Annotated in this window: 21 protein-coding genes and 1 tRNA gene; 12 read left to right on the top strand and 10 right to left on the bottom strand. The window is 64.3% G+C overall.

From position 1 onward, the window contains the following. Window positions 1-103 precede the first annotated feature (103 nt). On the bottom strand, window positions 104-688 hold the full coding sequence (phaP, locus tag ACFPQ5_RS16860; protein WP_136219011.1) for a TIGR01841 family phasin: 585 nt from the start codon (window positions 686-688) through the stop codon (window positions 104-106). A gap of 347 nt (window positions 689-1,035) precedes the next feature. Between phaP and ACFPQ5_RS16855 the strand changes: the two genes are divergently transcribed. The 3 genes from ACFPQ5_RS16855 to ACFPQ5_RS16845 all read left to right on the top strand — a co-directional run bounded on the left by ACFPQ5_RS16855 (window position 1,036) and on the right by ACFPQ5_RS16845 (window position 4,008). Beyond that, window positions 1,036-1,947 (top strand): DMT family transporter, encoded by a 912-nt coding sequence (locus ACFPQ5_RS16855; protein WP_379758154.1) that lies wholly within the window; start codon window positions 1,036-1,038, stop codon window positions 1,945-1,947. Then, window positions 1,944-2,639 carry a nitroreductase gene (locus tag ACFPQ5_RS16850; RefSeq protein WP_379758151.1) on the top strand — a complete coding sequence of 232 codons (696 nt, stop codon included), beginning with the start codon at window positions 1,944-1,946 and terminating at the stop codon, window positions 2,637-2,639. Before ACFPQ5_RS16855 ends, ACFPQ5_RS16850 begins: the two co-directional genes overlap by 4 nt. Window positions 2,640-2,814: 175 nt before the next feature. Continuing rightward, entirely contained in the window at window positions 2,815-4,008 is a 1,194-nt protein-coding gene (locus tag ACFPQ5_RS16845) for a serine hydrolase (protein WP_379758148.1), read from the top strand. A gap of 60 nt (window positions 4,009-4,068) precedes the next feature. On the opposite strand, the gene ACFPQ5_RS16840 is transcribed toward ACFPQ5_RS16845, so the two are convergent. Beyond that, window positions 4,069-4,854: an IclR family transcriptional regulator gene (locus ACFPQ5_RS16840; RefSeq protein WP_379758145.1), complete on the bottom strand. Its 786-nt coding sequence runs from the start codon at window positions 4,852-4,854 to the stop codon at window positions 4,069-4,071. Between the two features lie 153 nt (window positions 4,855-5,007). Between ACFPQ5_RS16840 and ACFPQ5_RS16835 the strand changes: the two genes are divergently transcribed. The 7 genes from ACFPQ5_RS16835 (at window position 5,008) to ACFPQ5_RS16805 (ending at window position 11,026) form a co-directional block, all read left to right on the top strand. Then, complete coding sequence (locus ACFPQ5_RS16835; RefSeq protein WP_379758142.1) at window positions 5,008-5,394, top strand: diacylglycerol kinase; 387 nt, start codon at window positions 5,008-5,010, stop codon at window positions 5,392-5,394. 113 nt (window positions 5,395-5,507) lie between these two features. Next, on the top strand, window positions 5,508-6,146 hold the full coding sequence (locus ACFPQ5_RS16830) for a peroxiredoxin (RefSeq protein ID WP_379758139.1): 639 nt from the start codon (window positions 5,508-5,510) through the stop codon (window positions 6,144-6,146). A gap of 229 nt (window positions 6,147-6,375) precedes the next feature. Continuing rightward, on the top strand, window positions 6,376-7,149 hold the full coding sequence (locus ACFPQ5_RS16825) for a sulfite exporter TauE/SafE family protein (protein ID WP_379758136.1): 774 nt from the start codon (window positions 6,376-6,378) through the stop codon (window positions 7,147-7,149). Window positions 7,150-7,273: 124 nt separating this feature from the next. Then, entirely contained in the window at window positions 7,274-8,116 is an 843-nt protein-coding gene (cysT, locus tag ACFPQ5_RS16820; protein WP_379758133.1) for a sulfate ABC transporter permease subunit CysT, read from the top strand. Next, entirely contained in the window at window positions 8,113-9,021 is a 909-nt protein-coding gene (gene cysW, locus ACFPQ5_RS16815; protein ID WP_379758130.1) for a sulfate ABC transporter permease subunit CysW, read from the top strand. Before cysT ends, cysW begins: the two co-directional genes overlap by 4 nt. After that, window positions 9,018-10,091: a sulfate/molybdate ABC transporter ATP-binding protein gene (locus ACFPQ5_RS16810; protein ID WP_379758127.1), complete on the top strand. Its 1,074-nt coding sequence runs from the start codon at window positions 9,018-9,020 to the stop codon at window positions 10,089-10,091. Before cysW ends, ACFPQ5_RS16810 begins: the two co-directional genes overlap by 4 nt. Next, a complete protein-coding gene (locus tag ACFPQ5_RS16805) occupies window positions 10,088-11,026 on the top strand; it encodes a CysB family HTH-type transcriptional regulator (protein WP_379758124.1) in 939 nt (312 codons plus the stop codon). Before ACFPQ5_RS16810 ends, ACFPQ5_RS16805 begins: the two co-directional genes overlap by 4 nt. Window positions 11,027-11,194: 168 nt before the next feature. On the opposite strand, the gene ACFPQ5_RS16800 is transcribed toward ACFPQ5_RS16805, so the two are convergent. The 5 genes from ACFPQ5_RS16800 to ACFPQ5_RS16780 are packed head-to-tail and all read right to left on the bottom strand — an operon-like array spanning window position 11,195 to window position 15,457. After that, complete coding sequence (locus ACFPQ5_RS16800) at window positions 11,195-12,241, bottom strand: aldo/keto reductase (RefSeq protein ID WP_379758121.1); 1,047 nt, start codon at window positions 12,239-12,241, stop codon at window positions 11,195-11,197. A 10-nt stretch (window positions 12,242-12,251) separates the two neighbouring features. Continuing rightward, window positions 12,252-13,289, bottom strand: coding sequence for a quinone-dependent dihydroorotate dehydrogenase (locus ACFPQ5_RS16795; RefSeq protein WP_379758118.1), 1,038 nt, complete (start codon window positions 13,287-13,289; stop codon window positions 12,252-12,254). Window positions 13,290-13,340: 51 nt separating this feature from the next. Next, window positions 13,341-14,069 (bottom strand): arginyltransferase, encoded by a 729-nt coding sequence (locus ACFPQ5_RS16790; protein WP_379758115.1) that lies wholly within the window; start codon window positions 14,067-14,069, stop codon window positions 13,341-13,343. Window positions 14,070-14,128: 59 nt separating this feature from the next. Beyond that, the gene (gene aat, locus ACFPQ5_RS16785; protein ID WP_379758112.1) at window positions 14,129-14,851 is read right to left on the bottom strand and encodes a leucyl/phenylalanyl-tRNA--protein transferase; all 723 of its coding nucleotides are present in this window, start codon (window positions 14,849-14,851) and stop codon (window positions 14,129-14,131) included. 18 nt (window positions 14,852-14,869) lie between these two features. Continuing rightward, window positions 14,870-15,457, bottom strand: coding sequence for an NUDIX hydrolase (locus ACFPQ5_RS16780; protein ID WP_379758109.1), 588 nt, complete (start codon window positions 15,455-15,457; stop codon window positions 14,870-14,872). A 173-nt stretch (window positions 15,458-15,630) separates the two neighbouring features. On the opposite strand from ACFPQ5_RS16780, the gene ACFPQ5_RS16775 reads away from it, so the two are divergent. Together ACFPQ5_RS16775 and ACFPQ5_RS16770 are read left to right on the top strand one after the other, a co-directional pair. Next, a tRNA-Met gene (locus ACFPQ5_RS16775) sits at window positions 15,631-15,707 on the top strand. 192 nt (window positions 15,708-15,899) lie between these two features. After that, window positions 15,900-16,313, top strand: a complete 414-nt coding sequence (locus ACFPQ5_RS16770; protein ID WP_136219029.1) for a T6SS immunity protein Tdi1 domain-containing protein — start codon at window positions 15,900-15,902, stop codon at window positions 16,311-16,313. Here ACFPQ5_RS16770 and ACFPQ5_RS16765 read toward each other — a convergent pair whose 3' ends face one another. The 3 genes from ACFPQ5_RS16765 to ACFPQ5_RS16755 all read right to left on the bottom strand — a co-directional run bounded on the left by ACFPQ5_RS16765 (window position 16,314) and on the right by ACFPQ5_RS16755 (window position 19,177). After that, a complete protein-coding gene (locus ACFPQ5_RS16765; protein ID WP_379758105.1) occupies window positions 16,314-17,204 on the bottom strand; it encodes a DNA-3-methyladenine glycosylase family protein in 891 nt (296 codons plus the stop codon). Beyond that, window positions 17,201-18,094 (bottom strand): DMT family transporter, encoded by an 894-nt coding sequence (locus ACFPQ5_RS16760; RefSeq protein WP_379758102.1) that lies wholly within the window; start codon window positions 18,092-18,094, stop codon window positions 17,201-17,203. Before ACFPQ5_RS16760 ends, ACFPQ5_RS16765 begins: the two co-directional genes overlap by 4 nt. A 72-nt stretch (window positions 18,095-18,166) precedes the next feature. Then, window positions 18,167-19,177, bottom strand: a complete 1,011-nt coding sequence (locus ACFPQ5_RS16755; protein ID WP_379758099.1) for an XdhC family protein — start codon at window positions 19,175-19,177, stop codon at window positions 18,167-18,169. Between the last annotated feature and the right edge of the window lie 53 nt (window positions 19,178-19,230).

The following is a 19,230-nucleotide window of genomic DNA, read 5'->3' as shown; positions in this document are numbered from 1 at the left end:
TAGGGCGGGCATGCCCGCCGATCACCATACGAATTGTGTTGGCGTAACAAAGCAAAAGGGCCGCCTGATCTCCCAGGCGGCCCTTTTTACAGCGTGCTATGAATTAAGCAGCAGCGGCAGCGGCAGCGTTGGCAGCAGCAGCCGGCGCCTTGGCGGCAGCCTGCGAGAACTGCGACACGGCGGCGTTCACATTGCTTTCGATCGCTTCGACCGCCTGCTTGGTGGTCTTGCTGAACTGCTCGTAGCCGGCGTTGGCGTTGCTGATCGCGGTCTTGACGGCGGCGACGAAGGTCTCCGAACCGGCAGGGGCGTTCTTGCTCACTTCGTCGACCAGGGCGATGACCTTGCGGTTCGCTTCGACAATCTGGCCTTCGGCGGCTTTCGAGAACTCGGCGCCGTTGGCAGTGGCGATGGCGGCCAGCTGGCGGTTGTAGGCGACGGCTTTCTCGGCGGCAGGCTGGGCCTGGGCGGCGGACAGCTGGAAGAACTCTTGCGGGTCCTTGGCCGACAGCAGCTGGCGGGCGGTGTTCGAGTTGTCAGCCAGGGTCGCACGGGCGGTGCTGATGTTCAGCTCCACCAGCTTCTCCATGCTTTCGAAGGTCTTCGCGGTCAACGAGGACAGCAGGGCGAATTGCGATTCAAAATTGGCTTTGGTGGCATTCGAGAACTGCTCTGGGATTGCAAACATGGGATTCTCCAAACAAGACGTTATAGGAAGTATTTGCTACGAGTATTGCTGCGGGAAATATGTTGCTGAAATCTGTGCTGTGAAACGGGTGAACTAGGTATTGTGCACCGCAACAGAGCGCAGTTTTGCCCATTTCTGCGAGCCCGTCAAGCGATTTTGGTGCGTTGCACCACGTCAGAAACCTTTGTTGTGTTCTTGCATCGGAAGAAATACTTCCCGACAACTTCTAGTGCGTAGCCGCCACGGCTGGAAAGACCGGGGTCATGGCCGGAAGGGTTTTGACGCCCATGTTAGACTTGCCATTGCGCTATTCGCCATCCGGTGTCCAGGCGCCTACTACTCACATCATGGCCGACACCACCGCAAGTCCAGGCGCATCCCTCACGCAGCACCGCTGGCTGGTGCCGTCCTTTTTCGTCTTCCTCTGGAGTACCGGCTTCATCGTGGCCAAGTTCGGCTTGCCGTATGCGCCGCCGCTGACCTTTCTCCTGCTGCGCTGCCTCGGCGTGCTGCTGGTGCTGGTGCCATTGGTCCTGATTTCGCGCGCGCCCTGGCCGCATGGGCGCATTGGACATGTCGCGGTGGCGGGCCTGCTGCTGCAGGCGGGCTACCTGGGCGGCGTCTGGAGCGCCATCAAGATCGGCATGCCGGCGGGCTTGTCGGCCCTGATCGTCGGCATGCAGCCGATCCTCACCGCAGTGGCTGCGCCGTTGATCGGCGAGCGGGTGCGTCCGCGCCAGTGGCTCGGCCTGCTGCTCGGCCTGGGCGGCGTGGCGCTGGTGGTGGCAGCCAAGATCAACCTGACGGGACTGTCCAGCGCCGCGATCCTGTACTGCCTGTTCGCGCTATTCTCGATCACGATCGGCACCATGTACCAGCGCCGCTATTGCCCCAGTTTCGACCTGCGCACCGGCACCGTGATCCAGTTCGCGGCCACCGTCGCCGCCTTGCTGCCGTGCGCGATTCTTGTCGAACAGTTGGACCCATCCTTGTCTAAAGTAACGTGGAACGCCAATTTCATCGCCGCGCTGCTGTGGTCGATTTTCGCGCTGTCGATCGGCGCGATCTTCCTCTTATTTAGTCTCATCCGCCGCAGCAACGCCACCGAGGTGACCAGCCTGCTGTACCTGACGCCGCCCACCACCGCCGTCATGGCCTGGCTGCTGTTCGGCGAGTCGCTCAGCCCGCTCGGGCTGCTGGGCATGGCGGTGGCCGTTACCGGTGTCGCATTCGTCGTCAAAAAACAGGAGCATGCATGATCTCGAGCCAGAATCAAGAAGCGGTCGATGCCGCCATCACCTCGCGCCGTTCGATCCGCGCCTTCCTCGACAAGCCGGTCGAGCAGGACGACATCGCGCGCATTTTGGAAGTGGCCTCGCGCGCCCCGTCCGGCACCAATACCCAGCCGTGGAAGGTGTACGTGCTCACTGGCGACGCACGCAGCGCGCTGTCCGATGCCATCCTGGCCGTGCATACGGACCCCGAGCAGTCGCGCCAGCACACCGAGGAATACGCCTACTACCCGCGCGAGTGGGTTTCGCCCTTCATCGACCGCCGCCGCAAGGTCGGCTGGGACCTGTACAGCCTGCTCGGCCTGACGCGCGAAGACAAGGCCGGCATGGCGGCCCAGCATGCGCGCAACTTCCGCTTCTTCGACGCGCCGGTCGGCCTAATTTTTACCATCGACCGCATCATGGAGCAGGGCTCCTGGCTCGACTATGGCATGTTCCTGCAGAACATCATGGTGGCGGCGCGCGGACGCGGACTCGACACCTGCCCGCAGGCGGCCTTCACGCAATACCACCGCATCATCGCCGAGCAACTGAAGCTGCCGGAAAACGAAACCGTGGTCTGCGGCATGGCGCTGGGCTGGGCCGATCCGTCGAAGATCGAGAACACGCTGGTGACCGAACGCGAACCGCTGTCGGCCTTTGTCCATTTTGTAAACTAAGTGTTGCGCTGGTTACACAATTAAAGAAGTTCGCCGCGCACGGCGGCATGCGGTGTGCATGAGTCCGTTGTTGTGCGGCAAAATAGACGCGAGGGTGTTAAATTCGCTTGCAGTTGAGTTGTGGACGAATACACTGGTTTAGTGCCTCATCGGTTCGCGTGAAAAGGAAGTACCCATGTTGAAGCTCCTGTTGTCTGTCCTGGTATCGCTGTTCCTGGTTGCCGAGCCCGTATCGGCCGCCGGCGCCGGCGCCGGTGCGCAGGCCAGTTCGAGCAAACAGAAGCGCCAGGCGGTCAAGAAGAAGACCGTCAAGAAAACCGCAGCCAAGACGTCGCGCAAGGGCAAGCGCAAGGAGGCTGCCACCGTCGCGGCGGACGACCGTCCGCGCCTGGTCCGCCGCGTCGTGAAAGTCAACGGCAAGCGCCGCGTCGTGTACCAGACCATCCGCCGTGCCGCGCCGGCCGTGCTGGCGATTCCCGCGGCGCGCACCGCCGGCGACCTGGCCGGCCTGAACAAGACCGGCGACCCGCTGTCGCTGCGCTCGAACGTCGCCTTCGTGATGGACCAGAACAGCTCGGAAGTGCTGTTCGAAAAGAACGCGAACGTCGCGCTGCCGATCGCCTCGATTACCAAGCTGATGACGGGCCTGATCGTGGTCGAAGCCGAGCAGAACCTGAACGAAACCCTGACCATTACCAACGACGACGTCGACCGCCACAAGTACAGCAGCTCGCGCCTGCCGGTCGGCGCGCGCATGACCCGCAACAACCTGCTGCACATCGCGCTGATGAGTTCGGAGAACCGGGCCGCATCGGCCCTCGGACGCAACTACCCGGGCGGCATCGGCGCCTTTGTCGCGGCGATGAACGCCAAGGCGCGCGAGCTGGGCATGAACGACACACGCTATGTCGATTCCAGCGGCCTGTCGAGCCAAAACGTCTCGAGCGCGCGCGACCTGGCGAAACTGGTGGCCTACGCGCACCAGAAACCGCTGCTGCGCCAGTATTCGACCGATCCGAACTGGGTGGTCGAGGCCAGCGGCCGTCCGATGCGCTACAACAATACGAACTATCTGGTGGCGCTGCCGGACTGGAACATCGGCCTGCAAAAGACCGGCTTCATCAACGAAGCGGGGCGCTGCCTCGTCATGCAGGCCATGATCCAGGGCCGCAACGTGATCATGGTCTTCCTCGATTCCAAGGGCAAGATGTCGCGTACCGCCGACGCCGGGCGCATGCGCCGCTGGCTGGAGGCGCTGACGCCGGACAGCATCAGCGTGCCGGTCGCCAGCCCGGTCAGCACGAGCAGCGACGCTGCCCCGACCTCGTTTTCCGCCGTGTCGGCAGCCGCCGTCCTGCAAAAACGCTGAAGCCCACGCCCAGACGACAACGGCGCCCGCGGGCGCCGTTTTTTATTTCAGAAGCAGGGCTCACACCACCGGAGAGGGCCGGAAACCCAGCGTGGCCGAAATCTGGCCGGCGGTCTGCACCAGGTCGTCGAGCCAGTCTTCCTGCAAGCGGTCGGCCGGGGCCGAGATCGACAGGCCCGCCACCAGTTTGCCGCTGTCGTCGTGGATGCCGGCGGCCATGCAGCGCACGCCCAGTTCCAGCTCTTCGTTGTCGCGCGCATAGCCGCGCGCGCGCACCAGGCTCAGTTCGCGTTCGAGCTTGCCGAGGTCCGTGATCGAATTCTTGTTGTGCCCGGCCAGGCCCGTGCGCGTGGCGTAGGCGCGGATCGCCTTGGCCTCGTCGACGGACAAGAACAGCTTGCCGGTCGAGGTGAGGTGCAGGGGCCCGCGGCCGCCGATCGCGCGCACCACCTGCATGCCCGAGCGTTCGGAAAAGGCGCGGTCGATATACACGATTTCGTCGCCCTGGCGCACCGACAAATTGACCGTCTGCTGGGTCTTCTTGTGCAGCGCGCGCATGAAGTCGAGCGCCGCTTCGCGCACCGACAAGCGGCTTTTCACGACATTGCCCAGTTCCAGCAGGCGCATGCCGAGCCGGTAGGTGCCGGGTTCGACGCGGTCGACGAAACGGGTCACGACCATGTCGTTCAGGATGCGGTGGGCGGTGGAGGGATGCAGGCCCGAGACCTTGGACAATTCCTTCAGGCTCACCGGATCAGGATAGGTCGCCAGCGCATCGAGCAGGGCGACCATGCGTTCAATCACCTGGATCGATGTCTTGGGCGGTTCAAGTGTTTCGATTTTCATGATGTGGTTGGTGCAGTGCGGTATCGTCCCTACTTTATACCATAATGCGAAAAGTGGGGACCGATTCGCTAGTATTGTTCATCTAACACACGCCGTTTCCCGGCTCGTCCCAGAACGGGCATAATGAGCGCTTCATGTCTTCTTAGAAATATCATGGAACACCAGACCAGCGAATTCAAGAGCAAGGGCGGCTTCAAGCGCATCCTTGATGCGTCGAGCTACACCGTGCAGGGCCTGGCCATGGCCTGGCGCATCGAGCACGCCTTCCGCCAGGAAGTGCTGGTGTTCGCGCTCGGCGTGATCTTCGCCTTCGTGCTGCCGGTATCGGGCTTCGAGCGCCTGGTATTGATCGGGGTGCTGATGCTGGTGCTGATCGTCGAACTGATCAACTCGGCGATCGAAGCCATCGTCGACCGCATTTCGCTCGAGCGCCATCCGCTGTCGAAGAACGCCAAGGACTTCGGCAGCGCCGCCGTCGGGCTGACCGTGCTGCTGGCGGCCATCACCTGGGGCACCGTGCTATATAACCGATTCGCGTAAGGAACTGCGATAACAGCACAGCAAGCTTGTCAAAAATGCCGCAGAATAGCCGGATGGCATGCGGCGTCCTCTGCCGCCGTCACGCCTGTCCCTGACCAACCCTGGAGATGACCATGACCTTACGCCTCGGCGACACCGCACCTGATTTCGAGCAGGATTCCACCATCGGCCCCATCCGCTTCCACGAGTGGGCGGGCGATTCCTGGGTTGTGCTGTTCTCGCACCCGGCCGACTTCACGCCGGTCTGCACGACCGAGCTGGGCCTGACTGCCAAGCTGAAGCCGGAATTCGACAAGCGCAACGTGAAGGCGATTGCGCTCTCCGTCGACCCGGCCGAGCAGCACAAGAACTGGATCAAGGATATCGAGGAAACCCAGCAGACCGTGGTCGGCTTCCCGATCATCGCCGATGCCGACAAGTCCGTGTCCACGCTGTACGACATGATCCACCCGGAAGTGTCGGCCACGGCGACCGTGCGTTCGCTGTTCGTGATCGATCCGAAGAAAAAGATCCGTCTGACCATCACCTACCCGATGAGCACCGGCCGCAACTTCGACGAAGTGCTGCGCGTGATCGATGCGCTGCAGCTGACCGATGGTTATACGGTGGCGACGCCGGGTAACTGGAAGGATGGCGACGACGTCATCATTCCGCTGACGGTGCAGGATCCGGCGGTGCTGGCTGAGAAGTATCCGAAAGGTTTTACCTCTCCGAAACCGTACCTGCGCCTCACGCCGCAGCCGAACAAGTAATGCACGTAGGGTGGGCACTCCGTGCCCACGCGGTCTCACCGGTTGATTATTTTGCGGCCTTGAACACGTTTCGATATTCAAACGTTTGACCGCGTGGGCACGGAGTGCCCACCCTACGATACTTTTCATATATCGACTGTCGGCCCCATCATCCCCATTCCCACCCCGCGCATAAGCAAATAAGAATCTCATCGTTTGTCCCACGGCTGACCCGGCTTACTCTTGGGGCATGTTGATGACATATATTACCGCTGGCTTCGCGGTCGGCTTGCTGGTCGGAATGACCGGCGTGGGCGGCGGTTCGCTGATGACGCCGCTGCTGACGCTGCTGTTCGGCGTCTCGCCCACGGTTGCGGTCGGTACCGATCTCGCCTTTGCCTCGATCACCAAAAGCGCCGGCACCATCACCCACCGTTTCAACGGCACCGTCGACTGGGCCATCGTGCGCCGCCTGTGCCTGGGCGCGCTGCCGGCGGCCCTGATTGCCACCCTGATCCTGAGCCGCTATGGCGCCCTCGACGCGGCCATCGGCCAGGTGATCCGCTATTCGATCGCCGGCTCGGTGCTGCTCACCGTCGTCGCGCTGCTGTTCCGCCGCCGCATGATCGCCTGGATCCACGCCCATCCCGAGCGCCAGCTGCAGGGCAGGGCACTCAGCACCGCTACCATCGTCGCCGGCGCCGTGCTCGGCACCCTCGTCACCGTCTCCTCGATCGGCGCCGGCGCCATCGGTGCGACCTTGCTGGTGCTGCTGTACCCGAAATTGACCCCGGCACAAGTGGCCGGCACCGACATCGCCTACGCCGTGCCGCTGACCGCGATTGCCGCCGCCGGCCACTGGTGGCTGGGCTCGATCGACTGGACGCTGCTGGTGACCTTGCTGATCGGCTCGCTGCCCGGCATCACCCTCGGTTCAATGCTGGCGCGCAAGGTGCCGGAACGCTTCCTGCGGGCGCTGCTGGCAATGACGCTCACAGGTGTCGCCGTGAAACTCATCTACTGAGTGATGTAAGGTTCACCACGCTAATAGCGTAATTCGTCTATGCAAATGAAGATTCCTTCGTTTGGTTTATGAGTTGGAAGTGAGATTATTACAGTCCGTTAGAAGAATTTGTAATAAGGACGCCATGCACACTCTCAAGCCGCGCGCACCAGGCCGGGTCATTCCCGGTTTCGGGCTGTCGCTCGGGTTCACGATCTTTTATCTCGCACTGATCGTGCTGATCCCGCTGTCGGCGGTCTTCCTGAAAACCTTCACGATGAGCTGGGACGCGTTCTGGACGGCGGTCTCGTCCGACCGTGTCGTCGCCTCCTATAAGCTCAGCTTCGGCGCCTCGCTGCTCGCGGCGGCGCTGAACGTCGTGTTCGGCGGCATCGTCGCCTGGGTGCTGGTGCGCTATAAATTTCCCGGCAAGCGCTTCGTCGACGCCCTGGTCGATTTGCCGTTCGCGCTGCCGACCGCGGTGGCCGGCATCACGCTGACCGCCCTGTATTCGAACAACGGCTGGATCGGCAAGTACCTCGAAACCTTCGGCATCAAGGTCGCCTTCACGCCGCTCGGCGTCGTCGTCGCCCTGACCTTCATCGGCCTGCCCTTCGTGGTGCGCACGGTGCAGCCGGTGCTGGAAGAGGCCGAGCGCGAGCTCGAAGAAGCGGCGGCCAGCCTGGGCGCGAGCCCGCTGCAGACCTTCTTCCGCGTGATCCTGCCCTCGATCGTGCCGGCCCTGCTGACCGGCTTCGCCCTCGCCTTTGCGCGCGCCACCGGCGAGTACGGCTCCGTCATCTTCATCGCCGGCAACCTGCCGATGGTGTCCGAGATCACGCCGCTCTTCATCATCACCAAACTGGAGCAGTACGACTATGCCGGCGCCACCGCGATTGCGGTCGTGATGCTGATCGTCTCCTTTATCCTGCTCCTGACGATCAACCTGTTGCAGGCCTGGACCCGCAGAAGGGCAGGCAAGAAATGAGTGCAGTCCTGGATAAACCTTTGGTGACACCGCAAAGTTCAACGCGCCGCGTGAAGACGAATGCCTTCGAGCCGAACTGGGTACGCTACACCCTGATCGCCGTCGCGCTGCTGTTCCTGACCCTGTTCCTGTTCGTGCCGCTGGTCGCCGTGTTCACCGAAGCCCTGAAGCGCGGCTGGGACACCTACGTCGAATCGATTCTCGACCCAGACGCCATCTCGGCGATCAAGTTGACCCTCATCGCGGCCGGCATCGCAGTGCCGCTGAACCTGGTGTTCGGCGTCGCTGCCGCCTGGGCGATCGCGAAGTTCGACTTCAAGGGCAAGAGCGTGCTGCTGACCCTGATCGACCTGCCGTTCTCGGTGTCCCCGGTGATCGCGGGCCTGATCTACGTGCTGCTGTTCGGCGCCCAGGGCTGGTTCGGCGAGTGGCTGATGGACCACGACATCAAGATCCTGTTCGCGGTGCCGGGCATCGTGCTGGCCACCGTGTTCATCACCTTCCCGTTCGTCGCGCGCGAGTTGATCCCGCTGATGCAGCAGCAGGGGACCGAGGAGGAAGAGGCCGCGCTGGTGCTGGGCGCCTCGGGCTGGCAGACTTTCCGCCGCGTGACGCTTCCCAACATCAAGTGGGGCCTGCTGTACGGCGTGATCCTGTGTAATGCGCGGGCGATGGGCGAGTTCGGCGCGGTGTCGGTGGTGTCGGGCCACATCCGCGGCGAGACCAACACCATGCCGCTGCAGGTCGAGATCCTCTACAACGAATACAACTTCACGGCCGCGTTCGCGATCGCGTCCCTGCTGGCGCTGCTCGCGCTGGTGACGCTGGCCATCAAGACCTTTATCGAATGGCGTCTGCACCAATCCATGAAAGCAGACACCGGTACCACGGAGCGCACGCAATGACGATCGAAGTCCAACACATCCGCAAGCAGTTCGGCCAGTTCAAGGCGCTCGACGACGTCTCGCTGCAATTCCCGAATGGCGAGCTGACCGCCTTGCTCGGCCCTTCGGGCTGCGGCAAGACCACGCTGCTGCGCATCATCGCCGGCCTCGAGCATCCGGACAGCGGCTCGGTGCTGCTCGACGGCCAGGATGCCTCGAGCAGCCACGTGCGCGAACGCCAGGTCGGCTTCGTGTTCCAGCACTACGCGCTCTTCAAGCACATGACCGTGTTCGAGAACGTCGCCTTCGGCCTGCGCGTGCGTCCGCGCCGCGAGCGTCCATCCGAGCAGCAAATTCGCGACAAGGTGAAGCAGCTGCTGGAACTGGTGCAGCTCGACTGGATCGCCGACCGCTATCCGCCGCAACTGTCCGGCGGCCAGCGCCAGCGTATCGCGCTGGCCCGTGCCCTGGCCGTGGAGCCGCGGGTTCTGCTATTGGATGAGCCCTTCGGCGCGCTCGATGCCAAGGTGCGCAAGGAACTGCGCCGCTGGCTGCGCCGCCTGCACGACGACCTGCACGTGACTTCGATTTTCGTGACCCACGACCAGGAAGAAGCATTGGAGGTGGCGGACCAGGTGGTGGTCATGAACAAGGGCCGCGTCGAACAGCTCGGCACGCCGGAAAGCGTGTACAACGCGCCGGCTTCGCCGTTTGTCTACAGCTTCCTCGGCAACGTGAATCTGTTCCATGGCCGCGTGCACGACGGCGTGCTGGCCAGCGGCGACGCCCTGTTCGACGCGCCCGGCCATGGCGGCGTGCAGAACGCCGACGGCATCGGCTATGTGCGTCCGCACGACCTCGACGTCGAACGCTACGCGGCCGGCAAGCAGGGCATCGTGGTGAAGCTGCGCCGCGCCCATGCGATCGGTCCGCTGGCCCAGCTCGACCTCGAGCGCACCGATAACGCCCAGCTGATCGAAGCCGTGATTCCGAACGAGCGCTTCGCCGGCCTCGGTCTCAAGGAAGGCGAGACCCTGCTCGTGCGGCCGCGCCAAATTCAAGTCTTTGTCGACGAAGGCGGTGGCATATGAACTTCCAGCAGCTGCGCTCGGTGCGTGAAGCGGCGCGCCGCAATTTTAACCTGACCGACGTCGCCAGTGCGCTGTTCACCTCGCAGCCGGGCGTGTCGCGCCAGATCCGCGAACTCGAGGACGAACTCGGCGTCGTCATCTTCGAGCGCAACGGCAAGCGCCTGACCGGCCTCACCGCGCCGGGCAAGGGCATCTTGAAAATCGTCGAGCGCCTGCTGGTGGAAGCGGAAAACCTGGCGCAGGCGAGCCAGGAATACTCGGCCCAGGACAGCGGCACGCTGACCATCGCCGTCACCCACACGCAGGCGCGCTATGCGCTGCCGCAGGTGGTGCAGTCCTTCCGCAATGCCTTCCCGAACGTGCGCATCGCCTTGCAACAGAGCGCGCCGGAACACATTGCCGAATACGTGCTCTCGGGCCGTGCCGACATCGGCATCGCGACCGAGGGCCTGACCGCCTTCCCGGACCTGGTGTCCTTCCCGTGCTACCGCTGGAGCCACGTCGTGGTAGCGCCCGACGGTCATCCGCTGCTGGGTAAAACGCCGCTGCGCCTGGAAGACCTGGCCGAGTATCCTTTGATCACCTACGACGTCGGCTACACGGGCCGCAGCCATATCGACGAGGCTTTCAGCAAGGCCGGGCTGGCGCCGGACATGGTGCTCACCGCCATGGACTCGGACGTCATCAAGCAGTATGTGTCGCTGGGGATGGGGGTCGGGATCATCGCCTCGATGGCGTTCGATCATGGACGCGACAGGGGATTGCGGGCGATCGAATCCTCGCACCTGTTTGCGCCGAACGTGACGCGCTTGGCCGTGCGGCGCGGGGCCTACCTGCGGGCGTATGCCTACCATTTCATCGAGCGCTTTGCGCCGGGGTTTACGAAGCAGGATATCGAGCGTTCGCTGGCGGCGGATGAGGCGGTGGGGATCTAGTTGATGTCGGTGCGCGTGCGGCTGACTTGCCGGTAACTATCACCGCGTGGGCGGGGGACCCGCCCACCCTACATGTATGAAAAGAACGTAAGGTGGGCGGCTCGTAATTCAGGCCACTGGCCTGAATTACCCCACGCGTTCAACGCACGTCAGCAACCCACGGAAGTCTTACTGCCCCGGATTCGTGATCCGCGCATGGATCGCATCGATCGCTGCGATCACCTCTGCGGACAGCATGATCTCCGCCGCATCGATGTTCTCCATCAGCTGCTCCAGCGTCGTCGCCCCGATGATGGTCGACCCCACGAACCAGCGCGAATAACACCAGGCGAGCGCCATCTGCGCCGGCGTCATGCCATTTGCACGCGCCAGCGCCGCATACTCGGCCGTCGCCGCCAGCACCTCGGGCCGCACATAACGAGGGCTCCAGTTCGGCGGGAAGATCGTCAGCCGCCCATGCGCCTTCGGATTGTCCAGGTACTTGCTTGTGAGCTGCCCGAACGCCAGCGGACTGTAAGCCAGCAGGCTGACGTCCGACCGGAAGCAGGTCTCATCCAGCAGCGAGGTCTCGAACGCCCGCGCCGTCAGGTTGTACAGGTTCTGGATCGTCGCAATGCGCGGCAGCCCGCGCGTTTCCGCCAGCTTCACGTATTCGCACACGCCCCAGGAACTCTCGTTCGAGACGCCGATCTCGCGGATCTTGCCCGCCTTGACCAGTTCGCCCAGCGCGCCCAGCGTTTCCTCGATCGGCACGCTGCTGCGCTCGCGCGTCGGATTGAAGCTGTTGGCGCCGAAGATCGGCAAGTTGCGGCTCGGCCAGTGAATCTGGTACAGGTCGATGTAATCCGTCTGCAGGCGCTGCAGACTCGTTTCGACGGCAGCACGGACATTCGCCGCGTCCAGGTCGTGTGAAGAACCTCGAATCCAAGCCATGTTCGCGTTCGGACCAGCGATTTTCGAGGCGATTACCAGGTCGTCGCGGCGGCCGCGTTGTTGCAGCCAGCTGCCGATGAAACGTTCGGTCGAACCTTGCGTCTCGGCGCGGCCCATGACCGGGTACATCTCGGCCGTGTCGATGAAATTGATGCCGCGTTCGACCGCGTAGTCGAGCTGGCGGTGGGCATCACTTTCCGTGTTCTGTTCGCCGAAAGTCATCGTGCCGAGGCAGACCTTCGACACGAGCAGGTCGCTGCGCCCGAGGCGTTTGCGTTCCATAACAATCTCCTTATGCGCGCAGCGCGTCCGCGCATTCGCGCACCAGGGCCGGGCCGCGGTAGATCAGGCCACTGTACAGCTGCACCAGCTGGGCGCCGGCCGCCATTTTTTCCTTCGCGTCCTGACCCGACAGGATGCCGCCGACGCCGATGATCGGGATGGCGTCGCCGAGTTCCTTCTTCATCGCGCGGATCACGATGTTCGACAGGTCGAACACCGGCGCGCCGGATACGCCGCCCGTCTCCATGCCGTGCCGGTAGCGCTCGACGTCGCGCCGGTTCAGCGTGGTGTTGGTGGCGATGACGCCGTCGATCTTGTGGCGCAGCAGGGCGCCGGCGATGTTCTGGATCTGCTCGGCGTCGATGTCCGGTGCGATTTTGAGGGCCAGCGGCACGTAGCGGCCGTAGTCGTCGGCCAGGCGGGTCTGTTCGGCCTTCAGCTGCGAGAGCAGGGCGTCGAGTTCCGACGCGCCCTGCAGCTGGCGCAGGTTCTTCGTGTTGGGCGAGGAGATGTTGACCGTCACGTAGCTGGCGTACGGGTACACCTTGCGCAGGCAGGCCAGGTAGTCGTCGGCCGCACGTTCAATCGGGGTGTCGGCGTTCTTGCCGATGTTCAGGCCGAGCACGCCCTGCTGTTCCTGGTAGAAGCGCGAGGCTTGCACGTTGGCGACGAAGGCGTCGACGCCGCCGTTATTGAAGCCCATGCGGTTGATGATGCTGCGCGCCGCCGGCACGCGGAACATGCGCGGTTTCGGGTTGCCGGCCTGGGCGCGCGGCGTCACGGTGCCGATCTCGATCGAGCCGAAGCCGAGCGCGGCCAGGCCGTCGATGTAGGCGCCATCCTTGTCCAGGCCCGCGGCCAGGCCCACCGGGTTCGGGAAGGTGATGCCCATCACGGTGCGCGGATCGGCGGCAGGCTTCTTGAACATGCCCGTCATACCGCCGCGGGCGGCGCGGCGCAGGGCCGGCAGGGTCAGGTTGTGGGCGGTTTCCGCAGGCAGCGTGAACAGCAGGGGGCGGGCGAGGGTGTAGAGGAGTTTGTCGGACATGGAGCGCTCGAAAGAAAGTTCGCGCCATTGTACCGTGCGCGGGGCAGGCCGCTAACGGTCGAGGATGCCCCACACGCCGTTGATCCGCGCTTCCAGCGGACGGAAGTTGATTTTATAAGCCATCTTCGGGCTCTGTTCGATCCAGTAGCCGAGGTAGACGAAGGGCAGCCCGAGTTCGCGCGCCTGGGCCACCTGCCACATCACGTTGTAGGTGCCGAAGGAGGCGCCGACCACGTCGGGGTCGAAGAAGGTGTAGACCGAGGACAGGCCGTCCGACAGGACGTCGATGATCGACACCATGCGCAGCGTACCGTCGGGTTCGCGGAATTCGACCAGGCGCGTGTTGACCCGGCTTTGCAGCAGGAACTGGGCGTACTGGTCGCGGCTGTCCTGGTCCATGCCGCCGCCGACGTGGCGCGTGGTCTGGTAGCGCAGGTAGAGCGCGTAGTGCTCGTCCGAGAACGAGAGGTTGGCGACCATGGCCGTGAGGTCGCCATGGCGCTTCCAGGCGCGGCGCTGGGTGCGGTTGGGTGCGAACTCGGCGCAGCGCACGCGCACCGGGATGCAGGCCTGGCAGCCGTCGCAATACGGGCGGTAAGTAAAAATGCCGCTGCGGCGGAAGCCGTTCTTCACCAGTTCGGAATACACGTCCGCATTGATCAGGTGCGAAGGCGTGGCGACCTGCGAGCGCGCCTGGCGTGCGTCGAGGTAGCTGCACGGATACGGGGCGGTCGTGTAGAACTGCAGCGTGGAGAAGGGCAGGTCGTTTAGGTGCGTCATGCAAAGCTCTCGGAGCGACGTGATGAACCTATTCTAACGAATAGGTACCCCGCGCACGGTTAAGCATCCAACGGTGCGACGGGTTCCCAGGGCCCGATTGACGGTTCGCGGATCGCGGCCCGCAAATGCTGCAGGAAGACGCTGCGCGGAATCGGCGCCGCGCCCAGCGAGGCCAGGTGCCCGGTTTCCTGCTGACAGTCGACCATGCGCACGCCGTTCTTGCGCAGGAAGGCCACCAGGTAAGCCAGCGCCACCTTCGAGGCGTCGGAGACGCGCGCGAACATCGATTCGCCATAGAACATGCGCCCGATGCAGACGCCGTAGGCACCGCCGACCAGCTCGCCGTCGAGCCAGACTTCGGCCGAGTGGGCATAACCGAGCGCATGCAGGCCGGTGTAGCCGTCGATGATGTCCTGCGAGATCCAGGTGCCGGGGCCGTCGCGCCGCGGAGCTGCGCAGGCGCGCATCACGGCCTCGAAATCGTTGTCGAATTTCACTTGCCAGCGCCCGCCTTCCTGACGGCTGCGCTCGACACGGCGCAGGGTTTTGCGCAGGCTGTCGCTGACCTTGAAGTCGCTTGTATAGAGCACCATGCGCGGATCGGTGCTCCACCAGAGGATGGGCTGGCCTTCGGAGAACCAGGGGAAAATGCCGTTCTGGTAGGCCAGCAGCAGGCGCTTGGGCGAGAGGTCGGCGCCGGCCGCGAGCAGGCCGGGCGCATCTATCGTCAGCGCCTCGGATACGTCGGGAAACGGCGTATGCGCGTCAAGCCAGGGAATCATGAGCTGCCCTCGCAGGAATCAGTCTGGTTCGCGCGGCGCAATCATCGGGCGCCGGATGTCGTGGCTGTGCACGCCATACGTGCTGCCGGGTGTCTCCCGCATTTTGACGCGGTCGGCAAAGAACAGTTCCAGGGTCGTGCGGATGGTCGGGAAGGCGAGATCGTCCCAGGGGATGTCCTGCTCGGCGAACAATTGCACGTCCAGGCTTTCCTCGCCCGGCGCGAAGTCGAGGTCGAGCAGGCGGGCAAGATAAAACATGTGGACCTGGTGCACGTGGGCGACATTGAGCAGCGAGAACAGCGGGCCGATCTCGATGTTGGCGCCGGCTTCTTCCTCGGTCTCGCGTACGGCCGCTTCGCTGGTGGTCTCGCCGTTTTCCATGAAGCCGGCCGGCAGCGTCCAGTAGCCGTGGCGCGGCTCGATCGCGCGCCGGCACAGCAGTACCTGCAGCGTACCGTCCTGCTCCCAGACGGGAATGGAGCCGATCACCATCTTCGGGTTCTGGTAATGAATCGTGCCGCACTGAACGCACACATGGCGCGGCCGGTTGTCGCCTTCGGGGATGCTTAGCGCGACCGCGTGGCCGCACTCGGAACAAAAGTTCATAGAGAATCGGAAGAATGAATATCCGTCTACTTTACACGCTATTCGTTCGGCTGTGCCGCCACGGCGGCTCGGCAGCAGTGTTGCTCTCACGCCATTCACGGCGTCAATCGTCCGCGGCGCCGGCATTGGATTTGCCTAAGCGGCCGAATCCGCGTATAATTCATTTCATCAGACGCGGGGTGGAGCAGTCTGGCAGCTCGTCGGGCTCATAACCCGAAGGTCACAGGTTCAAATCCTGTCCCCGCAACCAAATTCAGAAAGCCGCTGACTTGAAAAGGTCAGCGGCTTTTTACTTTCAGGTCCTTTTGCCGGACTCGACCTGCATCAAACCCGTCTACCGCACTTGCCGAACTCGGCGTTGTCCAACACACAGCTGGCCCGGCCATGGGATCGTCCCCGCGGCGCGCGCCGACACGTCCAACGCATATGAGCGGATTCGACCATGATTACTGTTGAAGACATCAACGAGGCTTGGGGCTGGATGGGCTTGCGTGCCGTGGAGATACTCGGCGCCAACGCTTTCGGCAACCTGATCCTGCGCGACGCCGACGGCAGCTACTGGCGCCTGCGGCCGCAAGACCTGTGCTGCGAGCCGGTGGCTGAAGACCGCGCCGCCCTCGATGCGCTTTCCTATAACCAGGATTTTCTCAACGACTGGTACATGCCGGAACTGGTGCACCTCGCCGAGTCCACGCTGGGACCGCTGACCGACGACCGCACCTATTGCCTCAAGATTCCCAGTGCGCTCGGCGGGCACTACGGCAGCGAGAACCTGGCGACCGTGCCCTTGTCCGAGCTGATCCGGTTTTCGGGGGAGGGCGCGCAGCAATTGGAGGGGATGCCGCGCTGGAATTGACTAGGCTGTTGGTTGGCTGAGGCTGGCCCACAGATACGCGGCAGCCATCGTGCGGTGCGGGCTGTACTGCGCAAGCCAGGCCTGCGTGCGTGCCAGGCCCGGCTTTTCCGTTTCGCCCAGCAACCTGCCGAGGGCGCCGCGCACGGCAACGTCGCCTTCGAGCGAGCAATCGGCATAGCCATAGCCGCGCAGCAGCGTGTAATTCACGGTCCAGGGACCGATGCCCTTGATCGCCAGCAGCGCCTGCGCGGCGCGCGCCGGGTCGTCGTCCTGCGCCAGTTGCAGTTCGCCCTCGGCCGCCATGCGCGCCACGCGCAGCAGGGTTTCGGCCTTGGCGCGCGAGAACTTGCGGCTGGTGAGGGTGTCGAGCTCGAGGCGCGCGACGTCCTGCGCTTCCGGATAGCACCACAGGCCGCTGCTGTGAGCGCGGCCCGCCTGCTGGATGAAGGTGCGGCGCAGGCTGATGGCAAACGGCAGATTGATCTGCTGGCCGATGATGGCCCAGGTCAGGGCTTCGAAGACGGTGGCGGACTGGACGATACGCAAGCCCGGCTGGCGCGCGACCAGTGGACCGAACAGCGGATCGTCGCGCACGAAGACGGCGAACGGCGCCGGGTCGATGCGCAGCGCCAGGATGTTGCGCAGCGCTTCCTGGGCCAGCGTCAGTGTCTTTGCATCGAGTTCGCCGTCGGCTGCGATGCGGCAGGCGGCCGTCTCCGGCGTCAGCGCGACGTCGAACAGCACCGGCACGCCGCCCAGCAGCACGGCTTTGCGCAGATGGGCGTCCTCGACCTGTTCGGCCAGCCCCTCGGCATCGCGCGCATGAAATGCCAGTACGTCGGCGCTGCGGTAATCCGGCGGCAGCGCGATTGACGGCGCCAGTACTGTCATGGTTTGGCGGCAGCTGTGGCTGGCCGGCCGAAGCGCGGCACGAAGCCCGTTACCAGGGCGGTACCGATCAGGACGATGGCGGCGCCGGCCAAGGTATGCCAGCCGACGGCTTCGCCCAGGAACAGCGCGCCCCACAGGATGCCGAACACGGGATTCAGGAAGGTCACCGTCAGGGCCGAGGTCGGGCCGACTTCGGCGATCAGGCGGAAATAGATCAGGTAGGCGATGCCGCTGCACAGCACGCCCAGCGCGAGCACCGCGGCCCAGACGCCCGGCGTCGCCGTGCCGGGCGACGGGAAGAAGGGCAGCGCGGGCAGCACGAACAAGGTCGCCGCCCACATGGTGCCGTGGGCGTTCGCGAAGGGTTCGACCGACTTGGCCGATTTCGCATACAGGCTGGCGATGCTGTAGCACAGGGCCGCCGCCAGCGCCGCGGCGATCGCCAGGCCCGCACCGGGCAGGCGCGAGACGTCGTCGAAGCCGACCAGCAAGGCCACGCCCACCGTGCCCAGCACAAGGCCGAGGCCGCTGCGCAGGGTGATCGGCTGGCGTGCCCAGACGGCGCCGAGCAGCGCGCCCCACATCGGCGCGGTTGCGTTCAGCACCGACAGCACCGAGGCCGTCAGCGTGCGCGCGCCATAGGCGAACAGCAGGAAGGGCAGCGCCGAGTTGAAGAAGCCCAGCATCAGGTAATGCTTCCAGTGCGCGCGCAGCTCGAGCTTCTTGCGCAGCACCAGGCCGACGGCGGCCAGGAACAGGGCGGCGAACAGCACCCGGTATTCGATCAGCACGGCCGGCCCCAGCACGGGCGCGCCGATGCGCATGAAAAGGAAGGAGCCGCCCCAGATGGCGGCCAGCAGCAGAAGGCGCAGGAAATTGGCTGTGTTCATGATCGATTCAGAAAGCGGAGCCGCATGGTGCCACACGGCGCGCGGCCACGCACCCTGTTTATTGCTCTTGTATCAAAGCGCGCAGACAGCGTCCGTGGCCGGCTGCGGCGCGGCCGCGTGCGGTACCAGCATGGAAGGCGAGACGCCGTTCTTCATCGCCGTCATCTCGGCCAGGATCGCGATGCCGATCTCGGAGGGCGTCTTGCTGCCGATGTAGAGGCCGATCGGGCCGTGCAGGCGGTCGAGTTCCACATCGCTGAGGTCGAACAGTTTCAGGCGTTCGCGCCGGCGCGCATTGTTCAGGCGCGAGCCGATCGCGCCGACATAGAAGGCGTCCGATTTCAGCGCCTCCATCAGCGCCAGGTCGTCGAGCTTCGGGTCGTGGGTCAGCGCCACCACGGCGCTGCGCGCATCGAGTTTCGCTTCGATCACCAGGTCGTCCGGCATCGTGTGCACGAGCTCGACGCCGGCCACGTTCCAGGCGGCCCGGTATTCCTCGCGTGGGTCGCAGACGATGACGCGGTAATCCATGGCGCTCGCCACCTGCGCCAGGAAGCGCGACAGGGGACCGGCGCCGATGATGAACAGGCGCCAGCGCGGACCGTGGATCGTGTACAGCGCTTCGTCTTCGACGCGCAGCACGGCGCCCGGCGCCGCTTTGCCCAGCGTGGCGGCGCCGCTGCCGAGATCGAGCCGGCGCTCCAGCAATTCTCCGCCTTCCAGGCGCTGCAGCAGCTCGCGCAGGCCGCTGTTGGAACCCAGCGGCTCAATGGCCAGCTCGATGGTGCCACCGCAGGGCAGGCCGAAGCGGTGGGCGTCGTCGGCGCTGATGCCATAGCTGACGATGTGAGGCCGCGCATCCGGCGCGATGCCGCGTTCCCGCACCTTCTCGATCAGGTCATCCTCGATGCAGCCGCCCGAGACCGAGCCGATCACGCGGCCATCGTCGCGCACTGCCAGCGTGGCCCCGATCGGGCGCGGGCTCGAGCCCCAGGTCTTGATGACGGTGACCAGCTGGCAGCGGTGACCGCCATCGAGCCAGCTGGCGGCGGTCTTGAGTACGTCGAGGTCGAGGCTGTCCATGGTCAGGGCGGTGCGGCTGGGTGAGGGATGTCAATGATACAAAAAAAGCGCGC

The organism is Massilia suwonensis, from assembly GCF_042655665.1.
Taxonomy (GTDB): Bacteria; Pseudomonadota; Gammaproteobacteria; order Burkholderiales; family Burkholderiaceae_D; genus Telluria; species Telluria suwonensis.
The sequence above is the reverse complement of the archived record's forward strand: the minus strand, read 5'-3'. Positions and strand labels throughout refer to the sequence as shown.